This window comes from Helicobacter valdiviensis (genome assembly GCF_003245365.1).
GTDB lineage: Bacteria > Campylobacterota > Campylobacteria > Campylobacterales > Helicobacteraceae > Helicobacter_D > Helicobacter_D valdiviensis.
In genome coordinates, this window is sequence record NZ_NBIU01000001.1 from 87,922 (window position 1) to 109,237 (window position 21,316).

General features: G+C 30.7%; 20 protein-coding genes. 13 read left to right on the forward strand and 7 right to left on the reverse strand.

Annotation, left to right across the window (positions count from 1 at the left end):
- Window positions 1-2 precede the first annotated feature (2 nt).
- The 11 genes from accA to cutA all read left to right on the forward strand — a co-directional run bounded on the left by accA (window position 3) and on the right by cutA (window position 10,671).
- Window positions 3-929: an acetyl-CoA carboxylase carboxyl transferase subunit alpha gene (gene accA, locus B6S12_RS00385; protein WP_111228836.1), complete on the forward strand. Its 927-nt coding sequence runs from the start codon at window positions 3-5 to the stop codon at window positions 927-929.
- 14 nt (window positions 930-943) lie between these two features.
- On the forward strand, window positions 944-2,140 hold the full coding sequence (locus tag B6S12_RS00390) for an aminoacetone oxidase family FAD-binding enzyme (RefSeq protein WP_281267873.1): 1,197 nt from the start codon (window positions 944-946) through the stop codon (window positions 2,138-2,140).
- Window positions 2,141-2,314: 174 nt separating this feature from the next.
- A complete protein-coding gene (locus B6S12_RS11630) occupies window positions 2,315-4,363 on the forward strand; it encodes a methyl-accepting chemotaxis protein (protein WP_111228838.1) in 2,049 nt (682 codons plus the stop codon).
- Between the two features lie 150 nt (window positions 4,364-4,513).
- Window positions 4,514-5,356 (forward strand): NHL repeat-containing protein, encoded by an 843-nt coding sequence (locus B6S12_RS00400; protein WP_342767088.1) that lies wholly within the window; start codon window positions 4,514-4,516, stop codon window positions 5,354-5,356.
- Between the two features lie 359 nt (window positions 5,357-5,715).
- Window positions 5,716-6,234, forward strand: a complete 519-nt coding sequence (locus B6S12_RS00405) for a hypothetical protein (RefSeq protein WP_111228840.1) — start codon at window positions 5,716-5,718, stop codon at window positions 6,232-6,234.
- Window positions 6,235-6,338: 104 nt separating this feature from the next.
- Entirely contained in the window at window positions 6,339-8,072 is a 1,734-nt protein-coding gene (locus tag B6S12_RS00410; RefSeq protein WP_111228841.1) for a M3 family oligoendopeptidase, read from the forward strand.
- 14 nt (window positions 8,073-8,086) lie between these two features.
- On the forward strand, window positions 8,087-8,554 hold the full coding sequence (locus B6S12_RS00415; protein ID WP_111228842.1) for a hypothetical protein: 468 nt from the start codon (window positions 8,087-8,089) through the stop codon (window positions 8,552-8,554).
- 51 nt (window positions 8,555-8,605) lie between these two features.
- Window positions 8,606-9,253 (forward strand): DUF5644 domain-containing protein, encoded by a 648-nt coding sequence (locus tag B6S12_RS00420; RefSeq protein ID WP_111228843.1) that lies wholly within the window; start codon window positions 8,606-8,608, stop codon window positions 9,251-9,253.
- Window position 9,254: 1 nt separating this feature from the next.
- A complete protein-coding gene (locus B6S12_RS00425; protein ID WP_111228844.1) occupies window positions 9,255-10,067 on the forward strand; it encodes an HdrB C-terminal domain-containing protein in 813 nt (270 codons plus the stop codon).
- Between the two features lie 8 nt (window positions 10,068-10,075).
- Entirely contained in the window at window positions 10,076-10,363 is a 288-nt protein-coding gene (locus B6S12_RS00430) for a hypothetical protein (RefSeq protein ID WP_111228845.1), read from the forward strand.
- Window positions 10,363-10,671, forward strand: a complete 309-nt coding sequence (cutA, locus tag B6S12_RS00435) for a divalent cation tolerance protein CutA (protein WP_111228846.1) — start codon at window positions 10,363-10,365, stop codon at window positions 10,669-10,671. Before B6S12_RS00430 ends, cutA begins: the two co-directional genes overlap by 1 nt.
- A 14-nt stretch (window positions 10,672-10,685) precedes the next feature.
- Here cutA and B6S12_RS00440 read toward each other — a convergent pair whose 3' ends face one another.
- The 7 genes from B6S12_RS00440 to B6S12_RS00470 form a co-directional block, all read right to left on the reverse strand.
- Window positions 10,686-10,913 carry an HP1242/YdcH family protein gene (locus B6S12_RS00440; protein ID WP_111228847.1) on the reverse strand — a complete coding sequence of 76 codons (228 nt, stop codon included), beginning with the start codon at window positions 10,911-10,913 and terminating at the stop codon, window positions 10,686-10,688.
- 68 nt (window positions 10,914-10,981) lie between these two features.
- The gene (locus B6S12_RS00445) at window positions 10,982-11,587 is read right to left on the reverse strand and encodes a MarC family protein (RefSeq protein ID WP_111228848.1); all 606 of its coding nucleotides are present in this window, start codon (window positions 11,585-11,587) and stop codon (window positions 10,982-10,984) included.
- Between the two features lie 72 nt (window positions 11,588-11,659).
- Window positions 11,660-12,187 (reverse strand): phosphatidylglycerophosphatase A family protein, encoded by a 528-nt coding sequence (locus tag B6S12_RS00450; protein WP_111228849.1) that lies wholly within the window; start codon window positions 12,185-12,187, stop codon window positions 11,660-11,662.
- 8 nt (window positions 12,188-12,195) lie between these two features.
- Entirely contained in the window at window positions 12,196-13,395 is a 1,200-nt protein-coding gene (locus B6S12_RS00455; RefSeq protein ID WP_111228850.1) for a sulfate adenylyltransferase, read from the reverse strand.
- A complete protein-coding gene (locus B6S12_RS00460) occupies window positions 13,373-14,260 on the reverse strand; it encodes a response regulator (RefSeq protein WP_111228851.1) in 888 nt (295 codons plus the stop codon). Before B6S12_RS00460 ends, B6S12_RS00455 begins: the two co-directional genes overlap by 23 nt.
- Complete coding sequence (locus B6S12_RS00465; RefSeq protein ID WP_111228852.1) at window positions 14,257-15,426, reverse strand: bifunctional 2-C-methyl-D-erythritol 4-phosphate cytidylyltransferase/2-C-methyl-D-erythritol 2,4-cyclodiphosphate synthase; 1,170 nt, start codon at window positions 15,424-15,426, stop codon at window positions 14,257-14,259. The genes B6S12_RS00460 and B6S12_RS00465 overlap by 4 nt, the downstream gene beginning before the upstream one ends.
- A gap of 20 nt (window positions 15,427-15,446) precedes the next feature.
- Window positions 15,447-17,090, reverse strand: a complete 1,644-nt coding sequence (locus B6S12_RS00470; RefSeq protein ID WP_111228853.1) for a methyl-accepting chemotaxis protein — start codon at window positions 17,088-17,090, stop codon at window positions 15,447-15,449.
- A 371-nt stretch (window positions 17,091-17,461) separates the two neighbouring features.
- Between B6S12_RS00470 and dnaE the strand changes: the two genes are divergently transcribed.
- Together dnaE and B6S12_RS00480 are read left to right on the forward strand one after the other, a co-directional pair.
- A complete protein-coding gene (gene dnaE / locus B6S12_RS00475; RefSeq protein ID WP_111228854.1) occupies window positions 17,462-20,965 on the forward strand; it encodes a DNA polymerase III subunit alpha in 3,504 nt (1,167 codons plus the stop codon).
- Window positions 20,953-21,315 (forward strand): SUI1 family translation initiation factor, encoded by a 363-nt coding sequence (locus B6S12_RS00480; protein ID WP_111228855.1) that lies wholly within the window; start codon window positions 20,953-20,955, stop codon window positions 21,313-21,315. Before dnaE ends, B6S12_RS00480 begins: the two co-directional genes overlap by 13 nt.
- The last annotated feature ends 1 nt before the right edge of the window (window position 21,316 follow it).

The window sequence follows — 21,316 nt, forward strand, 5'->3', positions numbered from 1 at the left end:
AAGTGGCAACTTATTTAGACTTTGAGTTAAAAATTAAAAATATTCAAGAATCTGTTGCGGCAGCTCGGTTGAAAAATGATACTCCTGCAATTGAAATTTTAGAAGAAGAGTTAAAAAAAGAAGTTAGTAAAGTATATTCTAATCTTTCTGATTATCAGAAATTACAATTAGCAAGACATCCTGATCGTCCTTATGCAATGGATTATATTAATTTATTGTTAAAAGAACCTATTGAAATCCATGGCGATAGACATTACAGAGATGATTTATCTATTGTTTGCTATCTTGGCTATATAGATAATCAAAAAGTAATGGTGATTGGTGAAGAAAAAGGTAGAGGTACCAAAAATAAACTCCAAAGAAATTTTGGTATGCCAAATCCGGAGGGTTATCGTAAAGCATTGCGTGTTGCTAAAATGGCGGAGAAATTTGATATTCCTATTTTAATGTTTATTGATACTCCAGGAGCATATCCTGGGGTAGGTGCTGAAGAGAGAGGGCAGAGCGAGGCTATTGCTAAAAATCTTCAAGAATTTAGCATATTAAAAGTTCCTACGATTTCTATTGTGATAGGAGAAGGAGGAAGCGGAGGTGCTTTGGCTATTGGTGTAGCTGATAGGCTTGCTATGATGGAATATTCTATTTTTAGCGTTATTTCTCCAGAAGGTTGTGCTGCAATTTTATGGAATGATGGTGCTAAAATTGAACAAGCCACAGAGGCTTTAAAAATCACTCCAGAAGGCTTAAAGGAAGCGGGATTGATTGATGATATTATTAAAGAGCCTAATATTGGAGCTCATAGAGATAAAGAAGCGGCAGCTATGGAGATTAAGAAGTATTTTTTGGAGGCTTTAAGCTCTATTAGAGAACAAGATAATTTCTTGGAAGTAAGATATAAAAAGTTAATGTCTTATGGGAGTTTTCAATAAATTCTAGTATTGGCATTGTAGGAGGTGGGGCAAGTGGAATTTTTTGTGCTATTTTGCTTGCTTCTTCTGGCTTTAAAGTTAGCATCTATGAGAAAAATAAAATTTTAGGCAAAAAGTTACAAGCTACAGGCAATGGGCGTTGTAATATCCACAATACGCATTTAAATTCTACAAACTATCATTCAAGCACACTTACTTCACAAGAGATTAAAAAAATCTTTGAAAATTTTTCTTATAAACAATTTAATAAAAAATGTTTAGAGCTTGGACTACTTCTAAAAGCACAAGAAGATGGTAGAGTATATCCTATTTCTCAAAGTGCTAAATCAGTGATGGAAGTTTTTAATTTTTTTATCCAAAAATATCAAATAAAGGTATTTTTAGAGCAAGAAATTAAAACTGTTGAAAAATATAAGGACAAATATATTTTAAACCACAATAAAAGCAAATTGTTGGATTTCTTGATTTTGAGTTGTGGGAGTGAGGCACATTCAAAACTAGGGGGCAGTGATAGCGGTTTTGTTTTGGCTAAAAGCTTGGGTATCAATGTTGTTAAGACTTATCCAGCTTTAGTTCCCCTAGAATGTCAATTTAAGTTTTTAGAAGAGTTAAGTGGTAATAAAATAGAGGCTAAAATTACGCTTAGGCAAAACAATAAAATCCAAAAAGAAATAGTAGGCGATGTGCTTTTTACAAATTATGGATTATCAGGTTTTGGAATTTTAGATATTTCACTTTTTATTAAAGAAGGTTGTGAAATTGTTTTAGACTTTTTTCCAACATTAGAATTAAAAGAATTGGAAAATATTTTTATTATTTGGAGCAAGTGTGAAAAAAATAAGAAATTAGAGGAAATTTTAGTAGGGATTATTAATCCTAAAATGGCAAAAATTTTTAGCAAAATGCTAAAGGATAGCATAGTGCATACTAAGAGTTTAAAACAAATGGCATATTTGCTTAAAAATTTTATTATTAAAAATCCTAAACTTAGAGGCTTTGAGGGTGCAGAAGTAAGTGGGGGTGGTGTGTCTTTTTTGGAAGTCAGTATGGATTTTGAGAGCAAGCAATATTCTAATTTATTTATTGTGGGAGAGATGTTAGATATAGTGGGTGATCGTGGAGGATATAATTTAGCTTTTGTGTGGGCTAGTGCTACAATTTGTTGCAATCATATTGTAAAAATTGCAAAAATTTCTTCTAAAAAACAATAAGTAAAATAAGTAAAAATTTATTAATAAATCAATAAAATGCCTTTATTGCATTGAAATATTAAATAAAAAATACTTCAAATTATGATTTAAAAAATCCACAAAACTCATTTGGTAAATAAAAATTTTATCTTTTTTTGTGTAAATTACAGCCTCAAATAAATTCTAAGGAGCTTTATGATAAGTATTTGGAAAAATTTTACATTGGGCAAGAAGTTTTTAAGTAGTCAAATTGCCTTGTTTATATTGATATTGGCAATTTTTAGTTTTGTTTTTGATAGAGCTATTACAAAATATACAAATGAACAAATTAATATGCGTATTACTCAAATTGGAACATTAGCAAACAATTTTTTATTGCATGAGATTTCAAAAAATACAAATAATTTACTAGATATGTTAAATAGAAAGTTGGCAGATGAATATGGAGAGATTAATTCTAATAGCTTTAAAATTAATGGGGAAATTGAGTTAAAAGGAAATTATATTCCAAATCTTATCCTTAATGGAAATGGGCTTACAAACAATTTTACAGCAATTGATGCGTTTGCAAAACTAACTCAAGCACAAGCAACAATTTTTACTAGAATGCCAAGTGGAGAATTTATTAGAGTTTCTACTTCACTTAGAGATTCTAATGGAAATAGATTGATTGGAACAAAGATTGATAGTTCGCATCCTGCTTATCAAAAAATCCTCAACAAAGAAAAATTTTATGGAAGATTGCAACTTTTTAATAAGGATTATGTGGCAATTTATGCACCTATTGTGAGTGCTAATGGGCAAGTAGAAGGGATTTTATTTGTGGCTTTTGCGATGGATACTATAAATTCTCTCATTCAAGAGAGCATGAAAAGTGTCAAAATTGGAGAAAATGGCTCTATTGCAATCTTGGATAAAAATTATAACCGTTTTATTTTAGGACATAATCAAAAAGAAAATAATTTTAGCTTTTATCAAAAGCTTTCAGAGAGTGGTTTGGTGGATTTTAAAGAAAATGGCGAAGAATATAGAAGCTATTTTGCTTATAATCAACCTTTGGGGATTTATATTTTAGCAGAAGCCAAATTGGAGGATTTTACAAAAACCAATGAAACAATGGAGCAAATTGTTATAGGCTTTATTGTGTTATTACTAGTGGTGGTAGCATTGTCTTCTTGGCTTATGGTGAAATATGGAATTATTGCAAGATTAGATGTGGCTTCTAAAAGTATTTTTCAATTTTTATCCTGTATTAATCATGAAACAAACACAATGCCAAAATTGCAAGAAGTGCAAGATAATGATGAGATAGGCAAGCTTACAAAAGCCATTAATGAAGCAATCATAAAAAGTGCTAAAAATTTAGAAAAAGATGCACTTGCTATTAAAGAATCTACGCAAACTGCAAGAAAGATTGAACAAGGTTATTTAGATGCTAGAATCCAATCACAACCTGCCAATCCGCAATTAAAAGAATTGCAAGAAGTGCTAAATAGTATGCTAGAAGTTTTGGAAAAAAATATTGGTAAGGATATTAATGAATTAACAAAGGTTTTTGATGCTTATACAAAACTAGATTTTAGGGCTAATATAGCAAATCCTAAAGGCAAGGTGGAGCTAGTTAGTAATGCTTTGGGTGAAGAGATAAAATCAATGTTAAAAATTTCTATGAAATTTGCAGATAATTTATCACAAAAAAGTGAAATTTTAGAGAAAGCTATGGAAAAGCTCTCTAATGGGGCTTCCAATCAAGCAAATTCCTTAGAACAATCTGTAAGTGCTATGGAGCAGATTGCATCTTCTATGAATGATGTAAGTGCCAAAACAGAAGATATTACAAAGCAAACTCAAGACATTAAACAAATTGTTGAAATTATTTCAGATATTGCAGATCAAACCAATCTACTTGCTTTAAATGCAGCTATTGAAGCAGCAAGAGCAGGAGAGCATGGAAGAGGATTTGCAGTAGTAGCAGATGAAGTTAGAAAACTAGCAGAACGCACTCAAAAATCTTTAGGAGAAATTGAAGCAAATATTAATCTTTTAGTGCAAACCATTAATGATGTTGCCTACCATGTAAAAGAACAAACAGAAGGCATCACGCAAATTAATATAGCAGTAGAGCAAATTGAAAATGTTACTAAAGAAAATTTACAAGTTGCACTAGATACTAATAAAATTGCCAAAGAAATTAATGAAATTTCCGATGATATTCTAGAGGATGTCAATAAGAAGAAATTTTAAACATAAAAACCTTATTGGTTTTTATGCAAGCAAAAGATTGCTTCCTAAAATAAACACTATCTCTCTATTTTTTCTTTAAAAATCCCAAAAAGCTACTAAAACTTTCCTTTTTATTTTATAATGGATGAAAATTTATAAGGATTAATCATGATTAAAAAGACTTTAATGAGTATCGTTGCAAGTTGTGCTTTAGCATTAAGTGTCAATGCACAAGAAATTAAGGGTTTTTCTCATCCTGAAAGTGTATATGGAAGTGGGGAAAGCATATTTGTAAGTAATGTAGGGGAGAAATTAGAGCCACTTAGTAAAGATGGAGATGGCTTTATTTCTAAATTAGACACTAAAGGAGAAATAAAAGCTAAGAAATTTATTGCAAATCTTAATGCTCCTAAAGGAATGAATAGTATAGGAAATACATTGTATGTAGTGGATATTGATGTTTTAAAAGGTTTTGATAAAACAAATGGAAAAGAGGTGTTTAGTCTTGATATAAAAGGGGCTGTATTTTTAAATGCTATAGAGGTTTTAGATGAAAATACCTTATTAATAAGCGATACAGGCACAGGGATTATTCATAAAATTGACTTAAAAAGTAAAAAATATGAAACTTTAGTGAAATTAGATTCTAAATTTGGCGGACCTAATGGATTATTGTTGGATAAAGAAAAAAAGAATCTTATTACAGTAGGATATGATCCTTTAGGAAAAGATAAAGGCAGTATTGTGTTGATTAATTTAGAGGGTAAAAAAATTCAAAGCTTAAGCGAACCATTAGGAGCTTTAGATGGTGTGGTGTATGCTAAAAATGGGGATTTATTGGTAAGCGATTGGGGAGAAGATGCTAAAGGTGTAATTTATAGAGTTGGTGGAAATAAAATGGTTACTTTAAGAATAGAACCCATAGGAGGTCCTGCGGATATGTATAGCGATGGGGAATATTTGTGGATACCTGCTATGATAGATAATAAAGTCATTAAAATGGAGTTACCATAAACTACCTTTAATACAAGGCTTAAGCTTTGTATTAAAAATTAATTATAGGGTTTTATTTATATTTTAGTTAAATAAAACTTAAAAATATAAATTAATGTAATAACTTTATATATTAAATAAAAATTTATAAAAAAATTATTTTTTATAGAAAAAATTTTTAAAATTTTATTTAATATTGTTTCTTAATGTAACATACAAAAAATAGCTAAAATCCCTTTATTTAAGCTTTTTTCTCTTTATCTATTTATAAAAAAATCATAAATGTTAAATAAATAATTGATAAAGCTCTTTGGTATCTATTATAATCTTGCTTGTTTTATTTTACAATAAAAATATAATATTGTGTTGGAGGAAAAACAATGTTACCAGAACATAAGGAATTTAAAGTAATGAAACTTTTACAAGAGTTTGAATACTTTAGCCAAAGAAGTTTTACAGCTCTTGATTTTAGCCATCTTGGTTTTAGTGCAGATTTGATGGATAGTGTAATGATGGAAGTTCAAAACACGCAAGGAGGAAAGCAGGCTGTGCGTGTAATTTCTTGTCCTTCTTATGTTAGAGAAAAGTTTGATGATATGGATAGAGAATATTATGGCAGGATTATCAATATCTTTAAAAATTTCTCTGCATTATTGGAAAATAAAAATGTTCTTATTTATATTGATAAGCTTTTAAATGTGGATAAGACTTATAGTGATTTAGACAAAAAAGATCAAAAATTGCTTTATAGTCTTTATGCTTCCCATCATCTTTATAATTTTATGCGAGAATTGCTTATTATTAATGGGGAGATTACTAGAATGATTAAAAGACTTTGTAAAGTTATGGAAGAATTTTATCCAGCCTTTAAGAAGCAGTTTGAAAGATTTCATCATTAAAAATATTGTTTTTTGCCATAAAATATCATTTTTGGAACTTTTAGACTTTTAAAAGCTTGAGATAAGTGCTAAAATAACACTAAAGAAAATACAAGGTTTCAAAAATGAAAGAAAAAATAGATAAATGGGATTTAACTCCTTTGTTTCAAGATAAAGAAGAGTTAAAAAAAGCATTAAATAGGGCAATAAGCAATGCCAAAGAATTTGAAGCTAGAAATAAAGGCAATTTAACAAACATAGAAGCAGGGGACTTTTATGATTTAATGTGTGAATATGAAAAGAATTGTCAAGATTTGGCAAAAATTATGACCTATGCTTTTTTAACCTTTGCTTCAGATACAAAAGAGGGTGCTTTTTATTCTGAATGTGAATTGGAGGCTAATAAGGCAAATGAGCATTTGTTGTTTTTTGAATTAGAGTTTAATACACTAAGCAAAGAAAAGCAAAGCGATTTTATAAAGAATGCAAAAAATTACTCTTATTATCTGGAGCTTTTATTAAAGAATTCTAAATACCAATTAACCTTAAAGGAAGAAAGAATTTTATTAAAAAGTGCTCCTGTAGGTGCTGATGCTTTTAGTCGTCTTTTTGATGAGCATTTGAGTGCTTTGCGTTTTAAGCTAGACAATCAAGAAATGGGCGAAGAGGAAATTTTAAGCCTTTTACATGATGGCAATAGGGAGATAAGAAAAAAAGCAGCAACCTCTTTAAGTAATACCTTGCGTGAAAATTTACCGCTTTTGACTTATATTTACAATATTATCAGAAAAGATTTGAAAATCACAGCAGAATTAAGAGGCTATGAGAGCTTAGAGGAATTTAGGCACTTAAGCAATCAAACCACTCAAAAAAGTGTGGATATGATGGTAGATTGTATCAATCAAAATGTGGAATTGGTGGAGCAATATTATTTTCTTAAAAATAAAATTATTGGTTATGATAAACTTTATGATTATGATAGATATGCTCCTTTGGGAATTACAGAGGAGAGGGCTTATAGCTATGAAGAAGCTAAAGAAGTAGTGTTAGAAACTTTTAAGGGATTTTCAAATAATTTTTATGAGATTGCAAAAAGTGCCTTTAAAGAAGGATGGATAGATTCTCATCCTAGAGAAAATAAGCGTGGTGGAGCTTTTAGTCATGGTTGTGTGCCTGAAGCTCATCCTTACTTAATGTTAAACCACACCAATCAACGAAGAGATGTTTTTACTCTAGCACATGAGCTTGGACATACAATCCATCAAAACCTTTCTTATAAGGTAGGGTATTTAAATGCAGACACTCCTTTGACGACTGCAGAAACTGCTTCAGTATTTGCAGAGATGCTTTTATTTGATAAGATGAAAGAAGAATTGCAAGGAAAAGAAAGAATTTCTCTTTATGCAGGAAAGTTAGAAGATATTTTTGCAACACTTTTTAGGCAAAATGTTTTTACAAATTTTGAGCGGAGAATCCATAGATTAGAGGGAGAGTTAAGTAGTGAAGAAATAAGCAAAATTTGGCAAGAAGAGAATCAAAAAATGTTTGGGAAAAGTGTAGAATTGAGCGAGGATTATAGTATTTGGTGGTCATATATCCCACATTTTATTCACTCACCTTTTTATTGTTATGCATATAGTTATGGGCAATTATTAGTGATGGCACTTTTTGGGCTTTATAAAAAGGACAGGATGGGCTTTGTCCAAAAATATGAAACATTTTTATCTTTAGGAGGATCAAAATCACCAAAAGAGTTGGTAGCTCTTTTTGGCTTTGATATTGAGAGTTTGGCATTTTGGGAAATTGGTATGGGAGAAGTAAAGCATTTATTGGAAGAATTTAAATTAGCTTTAGGATAAAAGGAGGTTATATTATGGTTACACTTATGAAAGATAAGCGTTATAAAGAAATATTGCAAAAACATTGCTATGAAGTTTTAAGACATCTTATGAATAGAAGAATGAATTTTTCCATTGTTTGTAATGTATCTAGTGTAAAATTTGAACCTGCATTACCAGAACATATTAGAAATGCTTTTAGTGATTTGACAGTTTTTATTTTGGCAGGCTATACATTTGAGAGCTTGGAGCTAGATGGAGAAAATTTGTATTTTGAAGCAGGTTTTGGTGAAGAAAATCTGGGAAGTTTTGTAACAGCTCCTTTAAAATCCATAGTTCAGATTTTATTGCCTAATGAAGAGGATATTCATGGTGATTTTTGCGTGTTTATTAATTTATTGGCCACTTTAGTAGAAACAGATAATGAAGAAGAAGAGGGGATAAACTCTTCTATGAGGGCACTTTTATCCAATCCTAAGAATCAGAGATTTAAAAAGCAGTAAAAATTTGCTATACTTTAATAAAAAAGTGCTTTTAAAGCGGAGAAATAAGAGATGAAAAAGATTGAATTACAAATTTTTAGATTTGATATTAAGACAGATTATTTGCCTTATTATTCAAAGCTTGAGTGTAGAATAGATGAAAATAAAAGCTTAAAGGAGCTTTTATTACAAGTTGAAGAGGAGCTTTATAATTTTGGTTATTCTCCTTATGGTTTTAAGATTAATGGCGTTGTTGTGAGTGATTTTGATTTAAAAGTGCAAGAATTAATGCAAAGATTTGGCAAAGAATGGATTGTAGAACCCTTACATACTAAATATTCACTTAAAGACTTGCTAATTGATGTAAAACCTTTTTTGAAAAAAGTTTCTTTATTAGAAGAATTTGGTTTTTGCGAGAGTGAAGAATTTATTTTATCTTTTTTACCTTTTGCATACGCAACTCCTATTGCACAAGAGAGTGAAGAATATTTTGGAGAAGCATTTTTAATGCTTGCTTTTTACTTTTATGAAAAAACTAAAGATGAAAGGGTTTTGGAGCTTATTGGGGATTTAAAGAATGGGATATTTAATAGTGAGGGTTTAGGCGAATATATTTACCCTAAAAATTCAAAATATGATACGATTTTAGAAGATATTAAAAGAACGCTTCTAAGTAATCAAAATTATTTAAAAAATAAAAAAATTCTCCTAAAGGGCTAAAATGCAACCATTAAAGTTATTATATAATCAAACACACACTAAAAGTGCAAATATACTTTATACTAATTTTGAAAATCTTATTAAAGAAATTTTTGATAAAGAGTTTCCTGTTCAAAAAATACAAATAGAAGACAATATCTCTCCATTTTTAAATACAAAATATTACAAAGAGCTTTTAAGAGCACTTTTACAAATTAAAAATGAAGGTTTTACACCTCTAATAGCAGATACACAAACACTATTGGCTTATGAGCGTATTTTTAAAAAACTTTTTAAAGATGGAGAGCTTAAAAAAAGTCTTGAAGAGGATTTAGGGACACAGCTAGATTTACTAGAACTAGAAAAAAGCTTTATGTTTGCTCCTAAGTTAATTTTAGAAAAAAGTAGCTTTTTTGAGAAAAATATGGGGAAATGGAAAGGTTTTAAATGTGCTTTTGTGGTTGAAGGGGAGGTGGCTAGTTATTTGCAACTTGATAAACTTATAGAAGCATTAGAGTGGGTAAGTGGACTTGAAATTAAACTTTTTAAAAGAAATTGCTATGATTATCTTTTAAAGTTTAATAAAGAGTTGGCTTTTAAAATGGCAGGAAAAGATTATTATGAGATGGTAGATTGTGGTGTGGATTTTATTTTAACTCCAAGCATAGGACATTTTGAAATGTTTGATGGATATGCAAGGGAGCTTAAAAAAGCACAAGGCAGAGATGATTTAGAAATACCTATTCTTTTTATTCCGCAACTTTTATTAGCACCTTTTAAAAAAGGTGAATTTTTGCTTTTTGATAAACATAATATTGAACCTAAAATGATATAGGGAGACAAATGGTTGTTGTTTTAAAAGTTATTGTTTCTTTAGCGATTGGAATGTTATGGTATAAGCTAACTTCCAATCAAGAAATTTCTATTGCTTTTTTTGTATTGATGTTGGTTGTGCTTTTTATACGCCCTATCGCCTATCAAAGCCCATTAGAGCGTGAAGAATTTAAGGAAAAATTGAGAAAATCTAAAGAAAGACAGATTAATATTGAGCTAGCCAGAAAAAAAGAAAAGCAAAAACTAGAGCAAGAGCGTAAAAAAAGAAAAGCTAAAGAAGGAGAAGAGGGGAGTTAATGTTGTTAGTGCAAACTACTTATCCGCTAGAGGGTTATCAAGAATTTATTTCAAGTATTATAAAAAAAGATTTTGTAAGTTGTATTCAGGCTTATAAGATATCTAGCATATATTTTTGGGAGGGAAAGTGGCAAAATGAGGAAGAAATGCTTATTTCTTTTAAAACCAAGAAAAAATTATTTAAAAAATTTAAAAAAGAGATTTTAAAAAATCATATCTATGAGATACCACAAATTATTGCACTAAAAGCGAAAAAAGTAGACAAGAATTATAACAAATGGCATAAAAATGCCATTAAGTTTAAATAAAATTTTTTAAAATTTTATTTTTTGTTTTCTTTGATGTAATCTGTGATGATTGCATATGCTTCATCTTTTAGTTCAAGCTTTCTTTTTTTAAGAGCACTTAGTTCAATATCGGTTGCATGCTCTCTGCCTTCTGTAATATCTTGAATTTTTTGATCTAGCTCATTATGCTCATCAAAAATTTTTGCAAAATGTGCATTCTCTTGTTTTAAAGCACTAATCTCATCTCTGTATTCGTGTAGCATTTCTAAACTCCTTAATAAAAATAAACCAAAATTATAGAAAAAAAAGGCTTAGGTTAGCGTAAAAGAAGTTAAAAACTTGATTTAATTCCAACAAGTATCATTTGTGATCCCATTGCCATAATAAAAACAAGCACAATTCTAGAGAGAACATGCAGGACTAATTTTCCTACCACTCTTTCAATGGTTGCTGCAAAATGAAACAAAACTAACATAAAAATAAAGGCCACAAACACAGAAAAAATAGTGCTAAGCATACCTTTTTCCTCTGAAAGAACAATAACAGTTGAGAGAGTTCCAGGGCCTACTAGCATAGGAAAAGCCATAGGCACTACACTGTGACTTAAAAGCTCTTGTTTATTTAGATTTTCATAATGGTGATCGTTTTTACTAGGAGGGAAAAGTAAGCTTTTTAAACTAACAAGTATTAAAAGCAAGCCCCCTGCAATTTTTAAATCATTAAGATCCACCCTAAAAAGATAACGCATAAAAAAGGGTCCTACAAGCAAGAAAACAATTACAATAATAAAAGAAGTGTAAAGAATGTTGCGAAAAAGTCCTTGACGCATTTGCTTATCAAGCTCATCTGTCATTGAGATAAATTGAGGGAGATTGCCAAAAGGGTTTAAAACAGCAATAATAGCAACAGCACCTAGTAAAATACTATAAATATCCATATAAACTTCTTTAATTTTTAGAAAATTATAGCTAAGTTTGGCTTTAATATTGGTTTTATTCTGAAGATAGTTTTAGAAATTAAATTCTAAAATACTTCTTGAAAATTCAAATTGTTGCAGAATGGCTATAAGAATAGAACCCAATAAACCTGCGAAAAATCCAGCAAGTGCATCATCTCCTATTACTCCAAGTCCGCCTTTTACATTTTTATCAATTTTGCCAATAATAGAGGGTTTCCAAATATCAAATACTCTAAATAAGATAAAGGATAAAAGAATGCTAAATAAACTAATTCCTAGTATAGATATGCAAATCCAAACCCCCACAAGCTCATCAATAACAATTTCTTTACGATCATGTCCTAAACCATTTTGTTCATAAGAGTCGATAATTTTTACTCCAATAGCACCTGCTAATAATGCGGATAAAAAAAGTGTGCTAAGAGAATAAGAGCCAATTAAATACCCAAAAGGCAAAGCTACAATTGTTCCAATAGTCCCTGAAGCCTTAGGAAAAAGCCCGCTAAAAAAAAGTGTCAAATACATTTTTTTGAAAAAATCGCCTAAATTTTTAAAATCTAAAAAAAAGTTTTTTTGCATATAGAGTCCTAATAGAGGGAATATGTTTGATAGAGATTCATTAATTTAATATAAAAATCTTCATCGCTATAACGCTTTAAAATTCCATCGCTTGCAAACATAGAAGCATATTCATCTAAAAAACCATCAAAGCGTTTGGGATAAAGACGGCTTAAAATTTTAGCAGAAATCTCTTTTCTCACAAGCACGGTTGGAGGCATAAGTCCAAAATTAAGTAGTTGTTTTAGAAATTTGGTGCTATAAGTGATATGGTGGTGTTTGCCATGAGGGCAAGTTCTAACACTTACAATAGTTTTACATTCATTGCAAAACACAAACTCATTTAAAAGTTTAATTTTAATATCAATATCTTTAATTGTATCATAGATGGAATGGATTTTTTGATTATCATAGTAAATAGAAAGGTTAGGGTGGTTTTCTCCTACTACTAGATGTGTGCAGGAAAGATTTTGAGCTAAAATTGCATCTAGGATTAATCCATGTGCTCCTGCAAAAAGATAAATATCTTCTAAACAAAAAATTAAAATTCTCTCTTTAGGTAAGAAATTACTCACAACAAATTCTAGACATTCTTTTCTTAGGTTGAATTCTAAAAATTCTTCTTTGTGCGGTTTTGAAAGAAGCAAAATTAATAAATCACTTTCTTCTAAAATAGAGCGGAAGATTCTCTCATGGATTCTTGTAATAGGAGCTGCTTCAATAACGATAGAAGTAATTTTTTTAGCATCTAAAATAGATTTTTTTTCTAAAATTTTTGCTTTACTGGCTCTATTTTCATAAAGAGTTTCATCTAGCTCTAGCGTATATTCTCCACAAATTGCATAATCTCCAAGTCTATTATATATATCATTTGCTTTTTGTGAGTAAATATCACCGTTCATAATTTTAAAAAGACGCTCTTTTTTGTTGATGGGGAAGCTAGTATCTACACAAAGTTCTCCACACACTTGATTATCGCATACCAAAGAGATTATTTCTCCTTTTTTGGCATTTTTCATAACCTCAAGATTGCGTTTTCCAGAGGGTGCAAGAATAAAAGAAAAAGGAAAACTTTGTTTATTGTAAATCCCACTAGAATCCACTTCTTGCATTTCTTGCTGATTCATTAATGAAACTACAGGATATAAAAGCCCTTCTTTGCATAATAAAAGAGCAAAAATAGCTTCTTTATCAATAAAGAGTGCTTTATTTCTTCTTGCTAACGCCATATTTTTTTCTTTTTTCCCATAGGCTCTTTCTTGACATTCCTAATCTTTTGCTAAGCTCTGTATCAGGATATTTATCTTCAAATTTTAATATCATAGTTTTAATATAATCATCTACGCTTAAAATTTCGCAAGGGAAAGTGTCGTTGATTTCTTTAATATTAATCTCAAATACATTATCAAGATGGCTTGTATCTCCTCCAAGAACCGAAAGGATAATAGGAATGTTTTTAAGATTCTTTAAAAAATCTAGCTGCGCCTCTTTGCTTAATGTTTCAAAACCTACAATATAGGTAAGTTGTTGTTTTTGGAAATCTTTTTTGCAAATGGCGTCTTTTTTGTGTAAAGAGATAAAGTGAATGGGTAATTTTTTATGATTGGCATAATTTACCACACAAGCATCAATTACTCTTTGAGAAGAACTTTTAATGATAAAAGGAAAAGTTACTTTTGCATTAATAGTATGTGAAGAAGAAATCAAAGAAGAAGCAAGATAATCTTTATAAAAAAGGATTTCTTGCTGTAATTGAGCAAAAGCTTTGTAATGATTGATTTTGCGTAAAAGTTCTTCAATCATAAAGGGTTTTAAAATATAGTCTTTTGCGCCTGCATTAAGTGGTCTTGTTACAGTATCTTCGCTAACATAGGGTATCATTAAGATGATAATAGAGTTTTTGAATTTTTCAATAACAGGATAGAAATTTTGCCCAGAAATGCTAGTAGATAATAAAATAATATCTACATTCTCTTCAAAACTTATTGCATCTTCTAAAAGTGAGATAATCTCACATTCAAAACCACAAGTTTGCAACTTTGAAGCAATGCTTTGTGCTAGATAAATTTCATTTTCTATGATAAGTATTTTCATTCTAAACCTTCACTTAATAAATTTTTCCAATTAAAATATTCCATAACTACAAGAGTTTGCACCAATATCCCCTCTTTTTTGCCAATAAAGCCTAAATTTTCTGTTGTAGTAGCTTTTACATTGACACAAAAAAGTGGAATATTAAGTAGTTTGGCAATATTTTTTTCAATTTGCAGTTTATAGGGGGAGAGTTTTGGAGTTTGTGCAAAGATTGTAATATCTACTTGCTTAATACTGTAACCTACATCTAGGGTGAAATCTAAAATTTCCTCCAAAAGTTTTGCTGAATTTGCTCCTTTAAAGCTAGGATCATTATCAGGAAACCATTCTCCAATATCTCCAGCTCCAATTCCACCTAAAATCGCATCACTAAGAGAATGGAGACATACATCTCCATCACTGTGTGCAATAAATTCATAGGGAGCAGGAATTTTTATCCCACCCATTAACAATCCATCTCCTTCTTTAAAAGCATGAATATCACTACCTAAGCCCATAATAGTTCTTGTGCTAGGAGAAGGGAAATTAAAGGCAACTAAATCTTTAAAATGTGTGATTTTTAAAGATTCTTTAGAGCCTTTTATGAAACCAACTTTTCCCCCATTTGCCAAAATCGCACTACTTTCATCCGTAAATTGCCCTTTTGTAAGTGCTTCTCTTAAGACTTTTGTATTGCTAAGTTGTGGAGTTTGGATAATTTTTAAATCCTCTCTTTTAAGATAGCTTAATGCCTCTTTATTGTCTAATGCAGTTGTGTCATAGATGTTTAAATAAGGCACAAGACAATCAAAATCTTTTGGATATTTTAAGATATCTTCAAAAATATTTTTAGGTATATTTGCTCGTGCTACATCACTTACTAAAACCCATTCTTCTTGCAAGCCTATAAGGGCATTATTAAGAGAATCTTGTCTAGTCTCTCCACCTATTATCACATTAAAATTTAGCCCATAAGAAAAAAGATATTTTTCTATTAATTTTTTTTCTTTTGTATTAGAAGCGGTGATAATGCAAGTATTAAAGGGGTAAAGACTAGAAATCTCCTTAGCTACCTTAAGCCACAAAGGGATTTCATCTAGTCGTAGCCACTGTTTTTTGGGGCATTTTATACTTCTAAAACGGCTAGAACTCCCAGCATTTAGTAAAATTAACGCTATTTTTTGCAAAACTTCCCTTTAAAGCCAAACTAAATTTTAAAATAGCCAACATGTTGTTTTAAAGTGTTGGCAATTTTTTCTAGTGCATTAGAAGAATGCGTATTTTGTTCCATAAGATTTACTGTATTTTTAGAACTCTCAGAAATATCTACTAATTCCTTGGCTAATTCTTCAATATTTTTAGTTTGGATTTCAGTTGCTTGGGCAACTTCTTTTGCCTTGTGGAACGAATCTAGAGCTTGTGTATTGATTTGATCTAAAATTCCATCTGCCTCATTGGCAAGTTGCATTCCTTTTTCTACCTGTGGAATTGCTGCTTGGATGGCTTCTACTGCCGTTTGAGTTTCGCTTTGAATGATTTCAATAATACGAGTGATTTCAGAAGTAGCAACTCCAGTGCGTTCGGCTAACTTTCTAATTTCATCTGCTACTACAGCAAATCCGCGTCCTGCTTCTCCGGCTCTTGCAGCTTCAATAGCGGCATTTAAAGCTAATAGATTGGTTTGATCAGTAATTTCTTTAATAAGTTCTGCACTGCCATTGATTTCTTGTGAATGTTTTTCAAGCATTCTAATATGCTCAGAAGAAAGTGAAACAGTTTGTGTGATTTTTTCAATTTCATCAATTGTGGTTTTCATAGATTCTTTAGCATGGAAAGAAAGACTTGTAGTCTGCTCGGAATTTTCTTTAGTTTGGATAGCAATTTGTGAGACTTCATTGATAGCTTTTACAAGATCTTGAATTTTGTTTGCAGAGCTTTGAGAATGGTTATATTGTTCTTGAGAAGAAGTTTTTGCTACCATAGAGCTATCAGATACATCACTAGCCTTTTGTGTAAGTTCAGAAGAAGAGTGAGCAACTTCGCCTACAATCTCTTTTAATCTTTCTTGCATACTTGCAACAGAAGCTAACATACTATCTTTAAATTTTGTATCAATTTTTGTTTTTAGATTTCCTCCTGCAATGCTTAAAACAGCTTTTACTGCTTCTTTTGGTTCTCCTCCTAAAGAAGAAATAATAGATCTAGTAATGAGTGTAGCAATTACAAAAGCAAAGATTGTGGCAATTACAGCAAGCCATAAGGTTAAATCAAGATAGTTAATAATAGCATTACTAGCTTGTTCGGTTAAGATTTGATTCTTGCTCTCTTGATAGTCAATAAATTCATTAATAACAGCAAGCCAATTCACAAATGCACCCCGAGCTTTATTGATGAGTAGGCTTCTAGCACCCTGTAAATCTTGATTAGCTTTTAAAGTAATGATTTCTGTAATTAAAGGCATAGTGTAAGCTTCTACTGCCTTAATTTTATTTAAGATTTCTTTATCTTTATTATCATACATACTTGCATTTTTGAAGATTTCTTCCATTTTAAGTGCGGAGTCTTTATAAGCTTCTTCAAGTTTTTTAATGGTTTGTATTGTGTTTGCAAGCTCGTTAGCATCACTTAATAAAACAACATCTCTAATAGCTATGGCTCTATCATGAACACTCCCTCTAAAGTTAATAGCATAGCGTTGTTTAACTGCATTAACATCTGTGATAGTAGTTAGGCTTGTATCTACAAATTTGATTTTTACATAGCCTACCGCAGAAATTACTATAATAAAGGCTAACACAATTGAAAAACCAAACAATAATTGGAATTTTAATGAGAGTTTTTTGTTAAACATAGTAAAACTTCCTTCTTTTTTCTTTAAAAATTATTATGGGATTATATGAATAATATCATTAACTCTAAATTAAAGCAGTATAAAGAGACTATATAAAAGTTAAGTTATTTTTATCTTTTGCGTTATTAATTTTTTTTAATTTCCCAAAAGTAGAGTGTTTATTTTAGTGCAATAAAATTTTATTTAAAAATATGGAAGTTTTTTAAAAGTTAAAATTTTATACCGTGCTTTAAAAAATTTTCATATTTTTATAGATAAAAACCAAAAAATGCTAAAGTAAAATTTCTCTTAAAGCAAAAAGTTGCTAGAATCCCATAAAGAATTTTATTGTAATAAATGCTTATAAATATTGACTTTTAAGGAAAAATAAAATGAGTAAAGCGCCTATGGAAAATGTGCAATTTACACATCTTCATTTGCATACTGAATATTCTTTATTAGATGGTTTGAATAAGATTAAAGTTTTAGCTAAGAAAATTAAAGAACTAGGAATGGAAAGTGTGGCAATCACTGATCATGGAAATATGTTTGGTGCTATTGAGTTTTACAAAACAATGAAAGCAGAAGGTATTAAGCCAATTTTGGGAATGGAGGCTTATTTACATAATGCAGAAGATATAGCAGATAAGAGCAATCAAAGATACCATTTATGTCTTTATGCTAAGGATTTAGAAGGATATCAAAACCTTATGTATTTAGCTTCACAAGCCTCTTTGTATGGCTTTTTTATGAAGCCGCGCGTAAGCAAAAAAATGCTAAGAGAGCATAGCAAGGGTTTGATTTGTTCTTCAGCTTGTTTGAATGGTGAAGTGCAATGGCATCTTAACTTAAAAAAAGATGATAATAAGGGAAGAAAAGGTTATGAGCGTGCCAAAGAAGTAGCCTTAGAATATCAAGATATTTTTGGAGAAGATTTTTATTTGGAACTTATGAGACATGGCATCCAAGAGCAGCAATTAATTGATAATGATATTATTAGAATCTCCCAAGAAACAGGGATTAAAATTGTTGCTACTAATGATACACATTACACAAAACAAAGCGATGCTATTGTGCAAGAAGTTGCCTTTTGTATAGGATTTGGAAAGGATTTTAACGACCCTAAGCGTATGCGTCATAGTGTGCAAGAGTTCTACATTAAAAGCCCACAAGAAATGGCAGCACTTTATCGTGATTTGCCAGAGGCGATTGCAAACACTCAAGAAATTGCCAATAAATGTAATTTAGAACTACACTTAGGAGATCCTACGCCACCTAGTTTTAAATTTACTGCTGAATATGCTAAAAAAGAAAATTTAGATTATGTAGAGGATGCGGATTATTTTGCTTACAAATGCAGAGAAGGGCTTAAAAAAAGGCTTAAAAATGTTGATGAATCCAAGCATGAAATATATAAAGAGCGTTTAGAGCATGAAATTAATGTAATTAATAAAATGAAATTCCCAGGTTATATGTTGATTGTTTGGGATTTTGTTAGAGCTGCAAAAGAGCGTGGAATTCCCGTAGGTCCTGGAAGAGGAAGTGCTGCAGGAAGTTTGGTGGCATTTTGCTTAGAGATTACAAATATTGATCCATTAAAATATGATTTACTTTTTGAGCGTTTTTTAAATCCAGAGCGTGTAAGTATGCCTGATATTGATATGGACTTTTGCCAAAGTAGAAGAGGGGAAATTATTGATTATGTAACAGAGAAGTATGGTTATCATAATGTTGCACAAGTAATCACTTTTGGTCAAATGAAAGCAAAAGCAGTAATTCGTGATGTGGCAAGGGTTATGGGTATGGCTTATGGAGAAGCAGATGCTATGGCAAAACTTATACCAAAAGAGCTAGAAATTACACTTGAAGAAGCTTTTAATAAAGAACCAAAGATTAAAGAATTGATAGAAAGCAATCCTCTTGCTAAACAAGTTTGGGATTTTGCTATTACACTTGAAGGAACCAAGAGAAATGCAGGAACGCACGCAGCGGCTGTGGTAATAGATTCCCAAAAAGAATTATGGTATAAAGCACCCTTATATAAATCTACGCGTGATGGAATTATTGCTACACAGTATTCTATGAAATACTTAGAAGATGTGGATTTAATCAAGTTTGACTTTTTGGGCCTAAAAACACTTACGCTTATTGATGGAGCTTTAAAGCTTATTGAAAAAAAACATAAAAGAAAAATAGACTTTTTGGAAGTAGATGTAGATGATAAGCTTGTGTATGAAACCTTACAAAGTGGAAATACACTAGGAGTTTTTCAAATAGAATCTAGTATGTTCCAAGGTATTAACAAACGCTTGCGTCCTAGCACTTTTGAAGATATTATTGCTATTATTGCTTTAGGGCGTCCAGGCCCTATTGAATCAGGAATGGTAAATGATTTTATTGATAGAAAGCATGGAAGAGAGCCTATTGTATATATGTTTCCAGAGTTAGAACCAATTTTGCGTCCTACTTATGGAACGATTGTGTATCAAGAGCAGGTTATGCAGATTGTGCAAAGAATTGGTGGATTTTCTTTGGGTGGAGCAGATTTAATCCGTCGTGCTATGGGGAAAAAAGATGCACAAATTATGGCAGATAATAAAAGTAAATTTGCAGAAGGAGCAGTGGCTCAAGGTTTTGATAAAACAAAGGCAGAGGAACTTTGGGAGCTTATTGTAAAGTTTGCAGGATATGGATTTAACAAATCCCACTCCGCAGCTTATGCTATGATTACTTTTGAAACTGCATATTTAAAGACTTATTATCCTAAAGAATTTATGGCTGCCCTCTTAACTTCAGAGGATAACAATACTGATAAGGTAGTAGAATATATTGAAGAAGTTAAAAGAATGGGGATTAAAGTCTCTCCACCAAATCTTCAAAAATCTTCTTTGGAGTTTAGTGTGGAGGAGATTGATGGAGAGGATTGCATTCTTTTTGGATTAGGTGCGATTAAAGGAGCTGGAGAAGTTGCTATTAATATCATTTTAGAAGAGCGTGCAAATAATGGAGAATTTAAAGATTTAAAAGATTTTTTATCAAGAATTGATCCTCAAAAAGTTAATAAAAAATCCATAGAAGCCTTTATTAAAAGCGGTGCGATGGATTGTTTTGGCTTTAGTAGAAAAACACTTTTAGAGCAAGTAGAAGCCTTAACCGAAAATGCAAAAATGTCTCAAACATTGCAAAAAGAAGCACAAAATTCTTTATTTGGTATGAGTGAAGAGATGGTAAATGTAGAAATTAATTTAGAGGATAAGGGTGAATATAGCAAAAAAGAACTCTTAGAATTTGAAAAAGAGAGTTTAGGTTTTTATGCTTCAGGACATCCGCTAGAAGAATATAAAGAAGTGATTAAAAGTATCAAATGTGCCTTTAGCAATCAAATTCAAGATATTGCAGAAAATAGCAGTATTTTGCTTGTAGGAAAGATTGAGGAGATTATTACAAAGTTTTCTAAAAGTGGAAAGCGTTATGGGATTTTAAAAATTCAAGATCTCTATGGGAGTGTGGAGCTTACAATTTTTGAGAAGACATTAGAACAGTTAGAAGAGCTTGATAAAGAAATTCCTATTGCTATTAAATGTATGGTGCAAGAACAAGAAGAGACTAAAAAGCTAAAGGCTGATAAAGTTTTAACACTAGAAGAAGCTCAAAAAGAGCAGGTGGATTTTACAATAGAAAAAAGCGATATTAATACGCCCTTAACTTTGGTTTTAAACTCTAATATGAATGAAAATATTATTATGCTTTTACAAAGAGCAGCAATCAAAAATAGAGGCAAAAGAGAACTAAGAGTGCTTTTTAGAACAAACACACAAGAGCTAGAAATGATAAGTAATCTTTATGTGCATAGCCAAATCAAAGAAGAATTAAGTGAGCTTGAATGGATGGATTAAATTTTCAAATTGGGGCAAAGTTTAATGACAATATAGATGTAGTTTGTAAAAAATGCAAAGAGTTACAAAGCAAGTGCAAATGCAATAAAAAAACTCTAATAAAAGAAAAAAACGAATATTTTTTATGGATTAATGAAGAAAAAAGGGGAGGGAAAGATGTTACAATCTGTGGGGTTTTTTATATAGAAAAGAAAGAATTGGAAGAATTGTTTAAAAAATGCAAAACCACACTTGCAAGCGGAGGGAAAATTAGAGAAGAAAAAGAAGGTTTTTTGCTTGAAATTCAAGGCAAACATAAAGATAAATTAAAAGAGTTTTTAAAAGCACAAAAATTTATTTTTAAGAAGTAAA